General features: G+C 38.2%; 14 protein-coding genes, 1 pseudogene and 1 riboswitch. Of the genes and pseudogenes, 13 read left to right on the top strand and 2 right to left on the bottom strand.

Annotated elements, in window-relative coordinates; genetic code table 11:
• Positions 1-66 precede the first annotated feature (66 nt).
• Positions 67-1404: an alanine/glycine:cation symporter family protein gene (locus DYD17_RS06175; protein ID WP_003050995.1), complete on the bottom strand. Its 1338-nt coding sequence runs from the start codon at positions 1402-1404 to the stop codon at positions 67-69.
• Between the two features lie 120 nt (positions 1405-1524).
• Positions 1525-1611: riboswitch (glycine riboswitch) on the bottom strand.
• 314 nt (positions 1612-1925) lie between these two features.
• On the opposite strand from DYD17_RS06175, the gene pcrA reads away from it, so the two are divergent.
• The 8 genes from pcrA to DYD17_RS06135 all read left to right on the top strand — a co-directional run bounded on the left by pcrA (position 1926) and on the right by DYD17_RS06135 (position 7819).
• A complete protein-coding gene (gene pcrA, locus DYD17_RS06170) occupies positions 1926-4244 on the top strand; it encodes a DNA helicase PcrA (RefSeq protein WP_003050993.1) in 2319 nt (772 codons plus the stop codon).
• A gap of 368 nt (positions 4245-4612) precedes the next feature.
• A complete protein-coding gene (locus tag DYD17_RS06165) occupies positions 4613-4861 on the top strand; it encodes a GlsB/YeaQ/YmgE family stress response membrane protein (protein ID WP_003050991.1) in 249 nt (82 codons plus the stop codon).
• A gap of 62 nt (positions 4862-4923) precedes the next feature.
• Positions 4924-5505 carry an alkaline shock response membrane anchor protein AmaP gene (gene amaP / locus DYD17_RS06160; protein WP_115246035.1) on the top strand — a complete coding sequence of 194 codons (582 nt, stop codon included), beginning with the start codon at positions 4924-4926 and terminating at the stop codon, positions 5503-5505.
• Between the two features lie 10 nt (positions 5506-5515).
• Positions 5516-5704: a DUF2273 domain-containing protein gene (locus DYD17_RS06155; protein ID WP_003050987.1), complete on the top strand. Its 189-nt coding sequence runs from the start codon at positions 5516-5518 to the stop codon at positions 5702-5704.
• Between the two features lie 23 nt (positions 5705-5727).
• Positions 5728-6267: an Asp23/Gls24 family envelope stress response protein gene (locus DYD17_RS06150; protein ID WP_115252905.1), complete on the top strand. Its 540-nt coding sequence runs from the start codon at positions 5728-5730 to the stop codon at positions 6265-6267.
• A gap of 40 nt (positions 6268-6307) precedes the next feature.
• Positions 6308-6505 carry a CsbD family protein gene (locus DYD17_RS06145; RefSeq protein ID WP_003050983.1) on the top strand — a complete coding sequence of 66 codons (198 nt, stop codon included), beginning with the start codon at positions 6308-6310 and terminating at the stop codon, positions 6503-6505.
• Positions 6506-6531: 26 nt separating this feature from the next.
• Positions 6532-7020: an Asp23/Gls24 family envelope stress response protein gene (locus DYD17_RS06140; protein ID WP_003050981.1), complete on the top strand. Its 489-nt coding sequence runs from the start codon at positions 6532-6534 to the stop codon at positions 7018-7020.
• Between the two features lie 157 nt (positions 7021-7177).
• The gene (locus tag DYD17_RS06135; protein ID WP_003050979.1) at positions 7178-7819 is read left to right on the top strand and encodes a TrkA C-terminal domain-containing protein; all 642 of its coding nucleotides are present in this window, start codon (positions 7178-7180) and stop codon (positions 7817-7819) included.
• Positions 7820-7933: 114 nt separating this feature from the next.
• On the opposite strand, the gene DYD17_RS06130 is transcribed toward DYD17_RS06135, so the two are convergent.
• Positions 7934-8485 (bottom strand): TetR/AcrR family transcriptional regulator, encoded by a 552-nt coding sequence (locus DYD17_RS06130; protein ID WP_003050978.1) that lies wholly within the window; start codon positions 8483-8485, stop codon positions 7934-7936.
• Positions 8486-8604: 119 nt separating this feature from the next.
• Between DYD17_RS06130 and DYD17_RS06125 the strand changes: the two genes are divergently transcribed.
• The 5 genes and pseudogenes from DYD17_RS06125 to DYD17_RS06105 all read left to right on the top strand — a co-directional run bounded on the left by DYD17_RS06125 (position 8605) and on the right by DYD17_RS06105 (position 15037).
• Entirely contained in the window at positions 8605-9306 is a 702-nt protein-coding gene (locus DYD17_RS06125; protein WP_115252904.1) for an ABC transporter ATP-binding protein, read from the top strand.
• Between the two features lie 12 nt (positions 9307-9318).
• Positions 9319-11960, top strand: a pseudogene (locus DYD17_RS06120) (FtsX-like permease family protein).
• Positions 11961-12041: 81 nt separating this feature from the next.
• Positions 12042-12638 carry a restriction endonuclease subunit S domain-containing protein gene (locus tag DYD17_RS06115; protein WP_115276404.1) on the top strand — a complete coding sequence of 199 codons (597 nt, stop codon included), beginning with the start codon at positions 12042-12044 and terminating at the stop codon, positions 12636-12638.
• Positions 12639-12648: 10 nt separating this feature from the next.
• Positions 12649-13605, top strand: a complete 957-nt coding sequence (locus tag DYD17_RS06110) for an aromatic acid exporter family protein (protein ID WP_003050971.1) — start codon at positions 12649-12651, stop codon at positions 13603-13605.
• A 91-nt stretch (positions 13606-13696) separates the two neighbouring features.
• On the top strand, positions 13697-15037 hold the full coding sequence (locus DYD17_RS06105) for a DUF2130 domain-containing protein (RefSeq protein ID WP_003050969.1): 1341 nt from the start codon (positions 13697-13699) through the stop codon (positions 15035-15037).
• Positions 15038-15100: the final 63 nt, after the last annotated feature.

Raw genomic sequence — 15100 nt, 5'->3', positions numbered from 1 at the left:
AACTAGTTGAACTAAAAAGCTTAACCCCTTTGAAATAGATGAAAGAAGGCTAGGCAGGTTTTGGTGTTACTGATTGAATTGATGCTTGAGAAAGTAATGTTTTGTTTCATGGATGACCACAGGAGATAAGGCTAAAAGGGCGATAAGATTAGGGAGCGCCATTAAACCATTCACGATATCAGCTAAAATCCAAATAAGCTCTAATTTGAGGAATCCACCAAGACCTACCATTAAAACAAAAGCAATACGGAAGTAAGTTAGGTGAGTAATACCAAAGAGAAATTCAAAGCAGCGTTCACCGTAATAGCTCCAACCTAAGATTGTTGTAAAAGCAAAAAGAACAAGGGAAAAGGTCAGTCCAAAAGTTCCTAAATTGCCAAAAACTGAAGCAAAGGCAGATTGCGTTAAAGGTGCTCCCTCTAAAGGACCAGTCCATTGCCCAGTGACTAGGATTGACAATCCTGTTAAAGTGCAAATAATAATGGTATCTATAAAGGTCCCTGTCATCGAAATTAACCCTTGTTCAACTGGTTCGTTGGTTTTAGCTGCCGCTGCTGCAATAGGAGCAGAGCCTAGTCCAGATTCATTTGAAAAAACCCCGCGTGCAATCCCTTTTTGGATAGCATCTTTAACCATACTACCTGCAAATCCTCCAATAGCAGCGGTTGGTGTAAAAGCAGATTGGAGCACTAAACGAATAACGGGAACGATGTGCTGATAATGCATAAAAATAACAGCCAAACTTGAAAGAATATAGAAAATAGCCATGAAAGGAACGACTTTTTCAGCTACTTTGGAGATAGAATGGATACCTCCGAAAATAATGGTAGCGACAAATATAGCTAAGATGATACTCACAATCTGTGGTGATAAGCCAAAGCTGTGACCTAGAGAGGAAGTAATGGAATTTACTTGAGCAAAGGTACCAATGCCAAAGAGGGCTACAAGAATACCTGACCCAGCAAAAAGAATAGCTAACGGTTTCCATTTTTGTCCCATACCGTTAACGATATAGTACATAGGTCCACCAGAAATATGGCCATTGGCATCTCTGGTACGATATTTGATAGCTAATACTCCTTCGGCATATTTAGTCGTCATTCCAAAAAAAGCGGCTACCCACATCCAAAAGAGCGCTCCAGGGCCACCTGATTTGATAGCAGTGGCGACTCCGACAATATTTCCTGTACCAACAGTAGCAGCAAGTGCGGTTGCAAGAGCAGCAAAGGATGAAATATCTCCGTGACCATCATCATCTGAAAAAATAAGTTTAAAAGCTCTTGGTAGTTTTAAGATTTGGATGAGTCCTAAACGACTCGTAAGGTAAATACCAGTACCAACCAGTAAGATTAACAAGGGCGGTCCCCAGACAAAGTCATCCATTAGCTTAGCGATTGTAATCATTTGTTTCTCCTAAATTATTAAAGTTGACAAAAGAAAAAAGCTATCTCTGAGAGACAACTTCTGAAGCAATGATAATATAGCAAACGCAAAAAGACTAAGTGTTGACTTAATGGTTTTTCTATCTTATCTTCTGTCCTTTTGCCTGAGAGATTGAGCAGTTTGCCTTGCCCCTTCGGCGCCTAATAAGGTCTCTCCAGAAGTCCGTCCATCAAACAGTCCCGTCCAATAGGTGGACACCTGAGAGTATAACTCCTTCGGCGAAATAATTTTCTTCTCCTGCATGACATCATTCGGTTTATTAAATTATGTCTATCATACCGGAAAATACGAATGAAGTCAATCAAAATAGAGGAATAATAAGGATTTTTTTGAGAAACCGTTATCATTATGAGCCGCTTATCGCTAAAAAGGGACAAATCTTCTCAGAGGCGTTTGAAATCTCCTTTGCTATTTTACAAAGAAACGTGATATAATTTTAGGGTTACTAAAAGAGATGTTAAGGAAAAAATTGAGGAGAAAACATGAATCCTTTATTAAATGGAATGAATGATCGACAGGCTCAGGCGGTTCAAACGACCGAAGGTCCCTTACTCATTATGGCAGGAGCAGGATCCGGTAAGACACGGGTTTTAACCCACAGAATCGCTTACCTCATTGATGAAAAATTCGTGAACCCATGGAATATATTAGCCATAACCTTTACCAATAAAGCTGCGCGTGAAATGAAAGAAAGGGCCTTGGCTTTAAATCCAGCTACTAAGGACACTTTGATTGCAACTTTCCACTCCATGTGTGTACGGATTTTACGGCGTGAAGCGGATCATATAGGCTACAATCGTAATTTTACCATCATTGATACAGGTGAGCAACGAACCTTGATGAAACGCATTTTGAAGCAACTTAACCTGGACCCTAAAAAGTGGAATGAGCGTTCTATTTTAGGAACCATTTCAAATGCTAAAAATGATTTACTTGATGAGAAGGGATACGAGGCGCAGGCTGCTGATATGTATAGTCAAATAGTAGCGAGATGTTACAAAGCCTATCAGGAAGAATTACGACGTAGTGAAGCATTGGACTTTGATGATTTAATTATGATGACTCTACGCCTTTTTGATAGTAATCCTGACGTATTAGCTTATTACCAGCAGCGCTACCAATACATTCATGTGGACGAGTATCAAGATACCAACCATGCCCAATATCAATTAGTCAAGTTGCTAGCTTCTCGCTTTAAAAATATTTGCGTTGTTGGAGATGCTGATCAGTCTATCTATGGTTGGCGGGGAGCTGACATGCAAAATATTCTTGATTTTGAAAAAGATTACCCAGATGCTAAGGTAGTGCTTTTAGAAGAAAACTATCGCTCTACCAAGAAAATTCTGCAAGCAGCTAACGACGTGATTAACAATAACCGTAATCGCCGTCCTAAGAAACTTTGGACACAAAATGCAGACGGGGAACAACTGGTTTATTATAGGGCAAATGATGAGCGAGATGAGGCAGTATTTGTCGCTTCTACCATTAGCAACATGGCTCAAGAGCTCGGGAAAAACTTCAAAGATTTTGCTGTTTTATATCGTACCAATGCCCAATCCCGTACGATTGAAGAAGCGCTCTTAAAATCCAACATTCCTTACACCATGGTTGGCGGAACTAAGTTCTATAGCCGTAAAGAAATTCGCGATTTAATTGCCTACTTAACGATTGTCGCTAACCCAGCTGATAATATTTCCTTTGAGCGGATTGTGAATGAACCTAAACGAGGTGTTGGTCCAGGAACACTTGATAAACTTCGTCAGTTTGCCTATGAGAGTGACCAGTCTTTATTAGAAGCAGCTTCAAATCTATTGATGTCCCCATTGAAAGGTAAAGCAGCACAATCTATCATGGACTTAGCCAATATTATCGGGCAGCTACGTCAAGACCTAGATCAGATGAGTATCACTGACTTAGCAGAAGCATTGTTAGAAAAAACAGGCTATCTAGATAGCTTACGTCTGCAAAATACTTTGGAAAGTCAGGCTCGCATTGAGAATATCGAAGAGTTCTTATCTGTTACCAAAAATTTTGATAAGTCAAGTGCCTCTCAAGAAGAAGACGAAACTGGTGTTGATCGCTTGGGACGTTTTTTAAATGATTTAGCACTGATTGCTGATACAGATGATTCCCAAACAGAAGCTGCTGAAGTAACCTTAATGACCCTACATGCTGCCAAAGGTTTGGAGTTCCCTGTTGTTTTCTTAATTGGTATGGAAGAAGGTGTCTTCCCCTTATCACGGGCTTCGGAAGATCCTGATGAATTAGAGGAAGAAAGACGCTTGGCCTATGTGGGGATAACAAGGGCAGAAGAAGTTCTCTTTATGACTAATGCAAATACCAGAACTCTCTTTGGTAAAAGTAGTTATAACCGTCCAACGCGGTTCTTAAAAGAAATTTCAGAAGAACTACTCTCTTATCAAGGATTGGCAAGACCAGCACAATCTTCATTTGGCGTGCGTTTCTCTACTGACAAGCACACACAGTTTGGACAGGGGATGAGCCTATCAGAAGCCCTGCAAGCTCGAAAGGCTCAGGCTCAAGTAAGACAATCACCACAGCCAATGCAGGCACGTACGATATCATCAGCTTCAACTAGCTCAGGTTTATCGTTTGGTTCTAATCGCTCTTTAGAAGAGGTCACTTGGCAGACAGGGGATATCGCTCACCATAAAAAATGGGGAGATGGGACTGTGCTGGAGGTTTCAGGATCTGGAAAAACGATGGAATTGAAAATCAAATTCCCAGAAGTTGGGTTAAAGAAATTACTAGCAAGTGTTGCTCCTATTGAGAAAAAATAAGAAAAATGAGTTTCCTACTATATAAGTGTGTAGGGAGCTTATTTTTTTATTTTCTTTATAAGAGACGTTCTCAAATAAAAGTAAAAAATTTTAAGTTTCAGGAGCATATCAGTTGCATTTTACATCTAAAGGTGTATAATAACAATATAAATTAAATAACGAGTGGTCACTTTACAAAAACTCTGTTATAAAGGATTTGTATTCGTTTTATAAGTATCTTTATTCTGACGAATAAAAGAGCTAACACTTCATAATTTGGTTTATATAGTCACTTTAAAAGTGATTATTGTTGACAATCACTCGAAGCATGATTACGGTTATGTTTCATTGGAAAATAGATACGGGAGTATCTGAAAAGGAGAATTATTATGGGACTTATTTGGACATTACTCGTTGGTGCACTTATTGGTGTTATTGCTGGAGCTCTTACTAAAAGAGGTGGATCAATGGGCTGGATTGCTAACATTGCAGCTGGTTTAATTGGTTCTTACGTTGGTCAAGCCCTACTTGGTACATGGGGACCTTCATTAGCTGGTATGGCTTTGATTCCATCTATTATTGGTGCAGTTATCGTCGTGATTATCACATCTTTTGTACTAAGCAAAACTAATAACTAGTTTCCCTCTACTTTACTTGTAAATAATGACAATAAAGTCGATTAAGTAGGAAAGAGGTTTGTATGTCAAAATTTTTAAAAATAACATATAGTCTCATCGGCCTCGTCCTATTATCCATCCTCGGATGGGTAATAGGGACGACCGGAGATTATATTAGCTTACCTTATAGCTATCGCTGGTTAAGTTGGGACATTGATAGACTTCCCAATTTCCTAGATCCAGCTTTATACTATTATTATTTCTGGACGGCGATTGTGATGTTTGTGCTCGTCTTAATCATCCTTTTAGCCGTTGTTTTTTACCCTCGTACTTATACTGAAATTCAATTGCGTAACAAGAATGGAAAACTCTTGTTGAAAAAATCTGCTATTGAAAAGTATGTTGCAACTGCTATTAAAGTAGCGGGGCTCATGCCTAATCCTAACGTTAACGCTAAACTCTATAAGCGTAAATTTAAAATTGATGTTAGCGGGCAATTAGCGTCACGAGTAGGCGTAACTGACCAAGTTAACGGGATTAAAGAAGGTATTGAGACAGGTTTGAAAGAATTCTTTGGACTTGATCGCCCGGTTAATTTCAGGGTTTATGTGAAAGATATTGCTGATTCTGACCGCAAGCGTGTTGCAAGGAAACGTGTAGAATAGGAGATGTCTGATGGAATTTTATGAAAGATTCAAGTATCCCATTATTGGGGGGCTGGTAGGGTTAATCATTGCCATATTGCTCATGTCTTTTGGCCTATTTAAAACACTGCTAGCAATCATTTTTATTCTCTTAGGAGTATATGGCGGCCTGTATGCCAAGAAAACGGGAATCATCGATCAATTTCTTGGTCGTAAGTAAATAATCAACAAAGGAGACATATCATGACTGAAACATATATTAAGAACACAACTAAAGATTTAGCACCGTCTATTCGTGGTGAATTGACTTATGAAGACAAAGTAATTGAAAAAATTGTCGGTTTGGCTCTTGAAAACGTTGATGGTTTACTAGGTGTTAACGGTGGCTTCTTAGCTAATTTAAAAGATAAATTGGTTAATACAGAATCTGTTCGTGACGGCGTGAATGTTGAAGTTGGTAAAAAACAAGTTGCCGTTGATTTGGATATTGTAGCAGAGTACCAAAAACATGTTCCAACTATTTATGATGCTATTAAAGCAATCGTTGAAAAAGAAGTTAAAAAAATGACAGATTTGGACGTTATTGAAGTTAACGTCAAGGTAGTTGACATTAAAACAAAAGCACAATTTGATGCTGAAAAAGTAAGTTTACAAGATAAAGTGACTGATATGGCACGTTCAACTTCTGAATTTACAAGTCACCAAGTTGAAAATGTGAAAACATCAGTTGGAGCAGGAGTTGAAAAACTTCAAGATCAACAAGCTGAACCACGTGTTCAGTAATAGTAATACTTTAACGAAATACTTTGAAGGAGGATTGGCTATGTCAGATGAAAAATGGAATGCAAAATTGGACCAAGCTGGTGGTAAATTAAAAGAAGGTCTTGGTAAGGTTTCTGGAGATAAATCTTTGGAGACTGAGGGCAAGGTTGACCAGGTAGCTGGAAAAGTGAAAGAAGTCGCGGCAGATGCCAAAGATTCCTTAAAAGGGCTCAAGAAGGGTTTAGACGATAACAAATAGACAACAATAACAATAAAGGAGACACGATGGAAACAAATCAGATTAAAAGTACGCTTACCTATGACGACAAAGTGATTGAAAAAATTGTAGGTCATGCCTTAGAAAATGTCGGCGGTTTGCTGGCTGTGACAGGTGGATTTTTCTCAAATATCAAAAATAATTTGGTGAATTCTGATTCTGTTACAGACGGTGTTTCGGTTGAGGTCGGAACTAAGGAAGTTGCCGTAGATCTCGCCATTGTCGTAGAATATGGCAAAGATATCCCAGCTATTGTTGAATCTATCAAAGCTATTGTTGCCCAAAACGTAGCTAGCATGACACATCTTAAGGTTATTGAAGTAAATGTGAATGTTGTTGATATTCGTACCAAAGCTGAACATGAGGAAGCTAGTGTTACCGTTCAAGATCGTGTGACTAGTGCCGCTTCATCGACCTCACAATTTGTATCAGAACAAGCTGGAAAACTAAAAGATACTGTTTCTAATACTGTTACTAGTGATGAAGCAGCTAAATAAGTGAACTTGCATAGCAACATTGCTAAGTGTTAACGTTATGGGGCTGGTTATCAACCAGCTCTTTTTGTTACGATAAGAAAATGATGATTGTTTTATAAGGAGAAATGTGTTTTAATTAATAGGAACATGAAAGAATGTTAAGTTAAGGAGTATAATGATGCCAAACCGTAAAAAGGAGATAAAAAGCTCAAAGTATCAAAAAATTGCTATTTCAGTAGCTGAACGTATCGCAAAAGGGGAATATGAAGTAGGAGAAAAATTAAAGTCAAGAACGACAATAGCATCTACCTTTAATGTATCTCCGGAAACAGCTCGCAAAGGGTTAAATATCTTAGCAGACTTAAAGATTCTCACCCTAAAGCATGGGAGTGGAGCTATTGTCTTATCAAAAGAAAAAGCTATTGACTTTATTAATCAGTATGAGTCAACACATTCCATCGCTATGATCAAAGAAAAGATTCGAGACACTATTCATGAGCAAGAGAGAGCTATGGAAAAAATGGCTATCTTGGTTAATGATTTCTTAATGCAAAGTCAATCCATTAGTAAGCAGTATCCGCTAGCGCCTTATGAGATTATTTGTAACAATGAGTCCGAACACTTTGGAAAATCCATTGGTGCCCTCAATATTTGGCATCAGACAGGTGCAACTATTGTTGCTATTGAACACAATGGTACCTTTGTTATTTCACCTGGCCCTTATTCAGTGATCGAAAAAGGGGATCATATTTATTTTGTAGGAGATGAGTCAGTGATTTCACGAATGAAGACCTTCTTCAATTTACGAAAAGGCTTATGAGTTTGAGGATATCCTCAAACTTTTTGATTTTTAGAAATGAAAAAAGCATCATCTATCTTACTCAAACTTGTGATGTCACACATACATGAGGACAGAAAAGATTCGGATGTTTTTTTAGGATGGTAGTGAATCAAGAGCAACTATTTTGAGAATAATATCGGTTACATCTTGAGGAGATTCCTGATAGTCGTTATTAATCCAGTAGGTAATAATACTTTCAATACTTGCTAAATAAACTTCCAAGGCATAAGGGTAAGGAATATGATATTGATTCACCACAATGGTTTGAAATTCTTCAATAGTGGTTAGAAATTGATAACAGAAATCTTTAATCAATTGAGGGAAATTTAAATAAGAGGTTGTTGCTAGTGCAGTTACAAACTCTCGGTGCGAGAGAAGGTAAGATAAAGTCTGTATCAGAACGGCTCTTGTATCAGTATAAATGGCTGTTTGGTTTAACAGGCAATACAAGTCATCTAAGGTCTCGTTTTTCAACTGATTCATCATGTCAAATTTATCTTTGTAATGGAGGTAAAAAGTGCCACGGTTAATACCCGCTTTTTGAGTAAGGTCAGAAACCGTAATGTCTTCGAAATGTTTTTCAACTAGTAAAGCCGTGAGTGCAGCTTTTAAATAAGTTTTGGTTTCAGTTTTTCTTTGTGTCATATAGAAGAGCTCCTTAAATCAACAGTTGCTTAGGATTTGTCCTTGTTAAATAGTTGAGGCCATTATATAATAAGTTTGTACTTAAATCAACACAATGTTCATATAAAGGAGAGAACCTCATGGCATTTATTGAAATGAAAAATGTGTCAAAGTCCTATAGGGTTGGAGAATCCCTTGTACATGCTAATCGTGACGTTACTTTTGACATTAACCAAGGGGAATTAGTGGTAATCCTAGGAGCATCTGGTGCAGGTAAGTCCACAGTGTTAAACATCTTAGGAGGAATGGATACTGCAGATGATGGACATGTTTTCATCGATGGTAAGGACATTGTAAGTTATAACTCTCGTGCCTTGACAGAGTATCGCCGTCATGATATTGGTTTTGTTTTTCAATTTTACAATTTGGTCCCTAATTTAACAGCCAAAGAAAATGTAGAGTTGGCTGTTGATATTGTATCGGATGCTTTAGATCCTGTAACGATGTTAAAGGAAGTTGGACTTGGTCATCGCCTAAATCATTTTCCAACACAGTTATCAGGTGGAGAGCAGCAGCGCGTTTCTATCGCGCGAGCTCTAGCAAAAAATCCTAAGTTATTACTTTGTGATGAGCCAACAGGTGCGTTGGATTATCAGACTGGAAAACAAATTCTAAACCTTTTGCAACAGATGGCATATAATAAGGGAACTACTGTTCTTATTGTCACTCATAATGCTGCGATTGCTCCCATTGCTAATCGTGTAATCCATCTTCATGATGCACAGGTTACTAAGATCACTGTCAATGAAGTACCTGCTAGCATTGACACGATTGATTATTAAGAGGCTTTTATGATGATAACGAAAACTTTATGGAAAGATATGATAAGAGCTATTAAAAAGAGTAAGGGACGTTTCTTTTCCTTAATGTGTTTAATGGCTTTAGGGTCTTTTGCTCTGGTTGGTCTGAATGTTACAGGTCCAGATATGGAACGTACAGCTAGTCATTATCTTGAAAAGCAACAGGTTATGGATATGGCAGTCCTAGCTTCTCATCAATTTTCTCAAGAAGATCGCAAAGAGCTGAATACCTTAAAGGATGTGGTTTTAGAATACGGTCACCTCATAGATCTTAATATAACAAAAAACCAGCAAGCTCTTAGGTTATACAGTCTTCCAAATAAGCTGTCAAAACCACTTTTGGTTGAGGGGCATTGGCCAAAGCAAGACACAGAAATTGTCTTATCTACCACGCTTGAAAAAAGCTATCAGCTAGGAGACACGATAAGGGTAACACCGCCTAGTAAAGGACTACTGACTTCAGAGCGGTTTCGAGTTGTCGGCTTTGCCCATTCTTCTGAACTTTGGTCCAAAAGCAATTTAGGAGGGGCTTCGGCAGGTGATGGTAGCCTCTATGCTTATGCTTTTAGTCGGCCCAACGTTTTTAAAGGGGATGTCAATATTCTACGTCTCCGATTTAATAATCTTCGTTTTGCGAACGCCTTTTCCAAACAGTACCGTCAAACTGTAACTCAAAACCAGACGATGTTGGATCAGCTACTCCAAGACAATAGCCAACGTCGTTACGAAGAACTACAAGGCCAATATAAACTTGCTTTAACGAATGGTAAAGCAAAACTACAGTCTGAACAAGCAACCTTAGCGGATAGAGAACAGGAATTAGCTTTTCTTGAGGGTAGTGCTTTGCAAGAAGCTAAGAACCAACTAGAACAAGCTCATAAGGCATTGGCACAGGAAAAAAGTCGTTTAAGACAGGTTGAACTGGCTCAAAGTAAGCTAGAAAGACCACATTATACTACCTACAATCGATCAACACTGCCAGGAGCAGAAGGTTATCGCACTTATGCGACTTCCATAAGTTCTATTTCAAATGTAGGAAATATTTTTCCCTTAGTTCTCTATTTAGTAGCTGCGCTCGTGGCCTTTACGACCATGACGCGTTATGTGGATGAAGAAAGAACAACCTCAGGTCTTTTAAAGGCTCTCGGTTATTCTAATAGGGAGATCAGTTTAAAATTTTTAGGTTATGGTCTACTAGCTAGTTTTTTAGGAACCAGCTTAGGGGTTCTTGGAGGGACCTATGTTTTACCAGCCTTGATTTCAGACATTTTGACGGCACCTCTGACTATCGGAAAAACCCACCTTTATTTTTATGATGCTTATAGCGCCTTAGCTTATTTACTGGCCCTCTTGTCGACTGTCTTACCAGCTTACCTTGTTGTGAAGAAAGAGTTATTCCTCAATGCGGCTCAGCTGTTACTTCCTAAGCCTCCAAGCAAAGGCGCTAACATATGGTTAGAGCATATTACTATTATTTGGAAACGTCTCTCGTTTAGTCATAAAGTTACTATTCGCAATATATTTCGCTATAAACAAAGGATGCTAATGACTATTATTGGTGTTGCAGGCTCGGTTGCTCTCCTGTTTGCAGGATTAGGCATTCAATCGTCCTTAGCAAAGGTTATTGACCATCAATTTGGAGAATTAACGACCTATGATATTTTAGCAGTAGGTGCAAGCAAGTCAACACTAGCAGAAGAGGCTTCTTTACAGAAGTTTCTCACCGGAAAGAAAATAGCAAGACAAAAAAGATTTCTTATGCTCAGCTGACTCTTCCTATAAAAGGTATTACTGATAAGCAAACGATTTCTATTCTCTCAACCCCAGCTAAAACACTCTCTCCCTATGTTAATTTGTTAGATAGTCAAAAGCAAAAAGCCGTTGCTATTCCAAAGTCTGGGGTCTTGATTTCTGAGAAATTAGCCTCTTATTACCATGTAAAAGCAGGAGATGAGCTGTGGCTGCAGGATAAGGGTCTCGAAAACGATAAGATAAAGCTTAAAGTTAAGCAGGTTATTGATATGACTGTTGGGCATTATCTGATCATGTCGGATACTTATTATGCTAAACAGTTTAATAATTTAGAAACTAGCCCTGCTTATTTTATTAATCTAAAACACTCATCCCACAAGAAGGTCAAACAGCTTGCTAGTAAAATGCTGGTCTTAAAAGCCATTACAGTCGTGTCACAAAATGCTAACCAGGTTCAAGCAGTTCAGCTAATGGTTGCTTCTTTGGACCAGGTTATGTCTCTCCTAGTTATCGTGTCTGTTTTATTAGCTATTGTTATTCTTTACAATTTAACCAGTATTAATATTGCTGAGCGTATTAGAGAATTATCAACCGTTAAGGTGCTTGGTTTTTATGATAAAGAGGTGACCTTCTACATTTACCGGGAAACCATTTCCTTATCGCTGATAGGCATTTTGATAGGAATTCTTCTAGGGAAAGCACTACATACCTATATCATGAGAATGATTTCTACAGGGGATATTCAGTTCGGTAATAAGGTTGATAGCTATGTCTATTTGGTTCCTATTGTCATTATTTTGAGTTTATTGCTAGTATTGGGGATTTGGGTCCATCAGCATCTTAAGAAGGTGGACATGTTAGAAGCTTTAAAATCAATTGACTAGGTGTTTAAAAAATAGCTCTTGAAATGTAGGATAGAATATGATAGTATCTAAATACTATATTGTAATAGAAAGATACTAAACATGAACAATAACATTGAGGCCTACTTAACAAATGGCAAAGAAAAGGTAGCGTTAGGCGATGCTGTAGACTGCTTTAAAGGAAAAGCAGTATCGAGTAAGGCAGAGCCCGGTGATGTGGGATTGATTAATTTATCGGATATGGGAACCTTAGGGATTCAATATCACCAATTAAGAACTTTCCAGATGGATCGTCGACAACTCTTACGTTACCTTTTAGAAGATGGAGATGTTTTAATCGCCTCTAAGGGAACCCTGAAAAAAGTTTGTGTCTTTCATCAGCAAAATCGAGATGTGGTGGCGTCATCAAATATCACTGTCTTACGTCCTCAAAAACTGTTAAGGGGCTACTATATCAAGTTCTTTTTGGACTCACCTATTGGTCAAGCGCTCTTGGACGCAGCGGATCATGGCAAAGATGTGATCAATCTCTCAACGAAAGAATTGTTGGATATTCCAATTCCCGTTATTCCCTTAGTGAAACAGGATTGCTTGATTAATCACTACTTGAGAGGATTAACAGATTATCATCGTAAACTCAAGCGAGCAGAACAGGAATGGGAATATATTCAGAATGAAATCCAAAAAGGATTAGGTTAGGAGTCTTGTCATGGGTTCAGTTGAACGTACATTAAAAATGACCTTGGCTACCGTTGTTGCTATTTTAATTGCCTACCAACTTCATTTGGATTATGCGATTTCAGCGGGGATTATTGCCTTGTTAAGTGTTTTAGATACCCGTAAGTCCAGTTTAGTGGTGGCTAGAAACCGCTTGATGTCTTTTTTCCTGGCTTTCGGGATTGCGATGATTTGCTTTAGCCTTTTTGGCTACACAACGCTAGCCTTAGCTCTCTATCTAGTGGTTATCATTCCCTTACTCTATCGTTTTGGAATTGAAGCAGGGCTGGTCCCTATTACAGTCCTAGTCACTCACTTAATTGCTGAAAAGAGTATTCAGTTGCCAGTCTTATGGAATGAATGTTTACTTTTCTTTATAGGAACTGGAGTTGCCCTACTTTTCAATACTTACATGAGTTCTCAGGATAAAGAGATTCGGGGTTACCATCAAATAGTTGAGGATGATTTAAAGGCTATCTTGTATCGTTTTGAAAAGTTTTTACTGGAAGGACAAGGGCAAAATGATGGGTTGATGGTTAAGGGACTGGATAAGACATTAGAAGAAGCACTTCAGTTAGTTTACCGTGAGCGTCACAACAGACTGTTCCATCAAACAAACTATCAAGTGCATTATTTTGAAATGCGACGCCAGCAAAATAGGTTATTAGGACAAATGGCCATCAATGTTGATAAGATTACTAGTCAGAGTCGGGAAAGTATTCTCCTATCACATCTTTTTCATGAAACAGCTTGTCAGTTAAGTGAAGAAAATTCGGCTTTAACCTTGATTGATGACATCGAACAATTACTTGAAACCTTTCGTCAACGTGATCTTCCTCAAACTCGGGAGGAATTTGAGCGACGTGCGGTTTTATTTCAGCTCTTACAAGACTTAGAGCGTTTTATATTGCTAAAGGTAGAATTTTATCAGAATTATCAAAATGACTAACTCTATGATACCTCTCTCTATGACGGCTTGGGACTTAACTTCCTGAGCTTTTTTGCTATAATAAAAAGAAGAATCTCAGAATGGAGACAAGATGAACGAAATTAAATGCCCTCATTGTCATACCCTATTTACTATCAATGAGTCAGAGTATAGTCAATTATTGGAACAAGTCAGGGGACAAGCCTTTGATGAAGAATTACAAAAACGGTTAACCAATGAGATAGCCTTGTTGGAAGAAAAAGCGAAACATCAATTGCATGAGGTTGTTGCAAAAAAAGAGACAGCTATTACCACCTTGACAAATCAATTAGAGCAAATTGAAAAAGAACAAGCTTACCTCAGACAAGAAGAACTGGCTAAGAAAGACCAAGAAATCGCAGCCTTAGTAGCAAAATTAGATAAATTAGCTTCACAAAATGCTTTGGAACTGGCCAATCAATTAGCTGAGAAGGACAAAGAAGTGGCTAGCTTGACCAATCAGCTGGACAAATTAGCACTTGAAAAAGATGCCATGTTTCATTCAAAACTGGCTAAAATCGAAAAAGAACGCGATGGGATTAAAAACCAATTGGCGCTTCAAGCTAAAGAAAGTGAATTATCGTTGGCTTCGGTGCGCAGTGATTACGAAGCCCAGCTAAAAGCTATTAACGAGCAAGTTGAATTTTATAAAAATTTCAAAGCGCAGCAATCTACCAAAGCAATCGGAGAGAGTCTAGAACTCTATGCTGAAACTGAGTTCAATAAAGTAAGAAGTTATGCTTTTCCTAATGCTAGCTTTGCCAAAGATAATCAATTATCCAGTCGTGGGTCAAAAGGGGACTATATTTATCGAGAGGTTGATGTCAATGGTGTAGAAATCCTCTCTATCATGTTTGAAATGAAAAACGAGGCAGACACCACCAAAACTAAACATAAAAATAGTGATTTTTTCAAGGAGTTAGATAAAGACCGTCGTGAAAAAGGTTGTGAGTATGCTGTTTTGGTAAGCATGTTAGAAGCTGATAATGATTATTACAATACAGGGATTGTTGATGTCAGTCATGAGTATCAAAAGATGTATGTGGTTCGTCCTCAACTCTTTATTCAGTTGATAGGGATTCTGCGAAATGCGGCCCTGAATAGTTTACATTATAAGCAAGAGTTGGCCTTAGTTAAGGAACAAAATATTGACATCACTCACTTCGAAGAGGATTTGGAACAATTCAAGAATGCCTTTGCCAAGAACTATCAGTCTGCCAGCAACAACTTTAAAAAGGCCGTTGACGAGATTGATAAATCGATTAAACGCATGGAGGAAGTGAAACGCTTTTTAACCACTAGTGAAAATCAGTTACGCTTAGCTAATAATAAATTAGATGATGTTTCAGTTAAAAAACTGACCCGCCAAAACCCAACCATGCGAGGGAAATTTGAAGCACTCAAGGACCAGTAAGGCTGAAAGTGAGTCTTTCCTTGCTAAAATTGGTTAAGCGTTTATTTTGGCAAGACTGATGAT

This window comes from Streptococcus dysgalactiae subsp. dysgalactiae (assembly GCF_900459225.1).
GTDB classification, from domain to species: domain Bacteria; phylum Bacillota; class Bacilli; order Lactobacillales; family Streptococcaceae; genus Streptococcus; species Streptococcus dysgalactiae.
The sequence above is the reverse complement of the archived record's forward strand: the minus strand, read 5'-3'. Positions and strand labels throughout refer to the sequence as shown.

Excerpts from the sequence above, each read along its gene's own strand:
- DYD17_RS06140 (WP_003050981.1), top strand. The coding sequence starts at position 6,532 with ATGGAAACAAATCAGATTAAAAGTACGCTTACCTATGACGACAAAGTG.
- amaP (WP_115246035.1), top strand. The coding sequence starts at position 4,924 with ATGTCAAAATTTTTAAAAATAACATATAGTCTCATCGGCCTCGTCCTA.
- DYD17_RS06175 (WP_003050995.1), bottom strand. The coding sequence starts at position 1,404 with ATGATTACAATCGCTAAGCTAATGGATGACTTTGTCTGGGGACCGCCC.
- DYD17_RS06145 (WP_003050983.1), top strand. The coding sequence starts at position 6,308 with ATGTCAGATGAAAAATGGAATGCAAAATTGGACCAAGCTGGTGGTAAA.
- pcrA (WP_003050993.1), top strand. The coding sequence starts at position 1,926 with ATGAATCCTTTATTAAATGGAATGAATGATCGACAGGCTCAGGCGGTT.
- DYD17_RS06125 (WP_115252904.1), top strand. The coding sequence starts at position 8,605 with ATGGCATTTATTGAAATGAAAAATGTGTCAAAGTCCTATAGGGTTGGA.
- DYD17_RS06110 (WP_003050971.1), top strand. The coding sequence starts at position 12,649 with ATGGGTTCAGTTGAACGTACATTAAAAATGACCTTGGCTACCGTTGTT.
- DYD17_RS06115 (WP_115276404.1), top strand. The coding sequence starts at position 12,042 with ATGAACAATAACATTGAGGCCTACTTAACAAATGGCAAAGAAAAGGTA.
- DYD17_RS06150 (WP_115252905.1), top strand. The coding sequence starts at position 5,728 with ATGACTGAAACATATATTAAGAACACAACTAAAGATTTAGCACCGTCT.
- DYD17_RS06155 (WP_003050987.1), top strand. The coding sequence starts at position 5,516 with ATGGAATTTTATGAAAGATTCAAGTATCCCATTATTGGGGGGCTGGTA.
- DYD17_RS06165 (WP_003050991.1), top strand. The coding sequence starts at position 4,613 with ATGGGACTTATTTGGACATTACTCGTTGGTGCACTTATTGGTGTTATT.
- DYD17_RS06105 (WP_003050969.1), top strand. The coding sequence starts at position 13,697 with ATGAACGAAATTAAATGCCCTCATTGTCATACCCTATTTACTATCAAT.
- DYD17_RS06135 (WP_003050979.1), top strand. The coding sequence starts at position 7,178 with ATGCCAAACCGTAAAAAGGAGATAAAAAGCTCAAAGTATCAAAAAATT.
- DYD17_RS06130 (WP_003050978.1), bottom strand. The coding sequence starts at position 8,485 with ATGACACAAAGAAAAACTGAAACCAAAACTTATTTAAAAGCTGCACTC.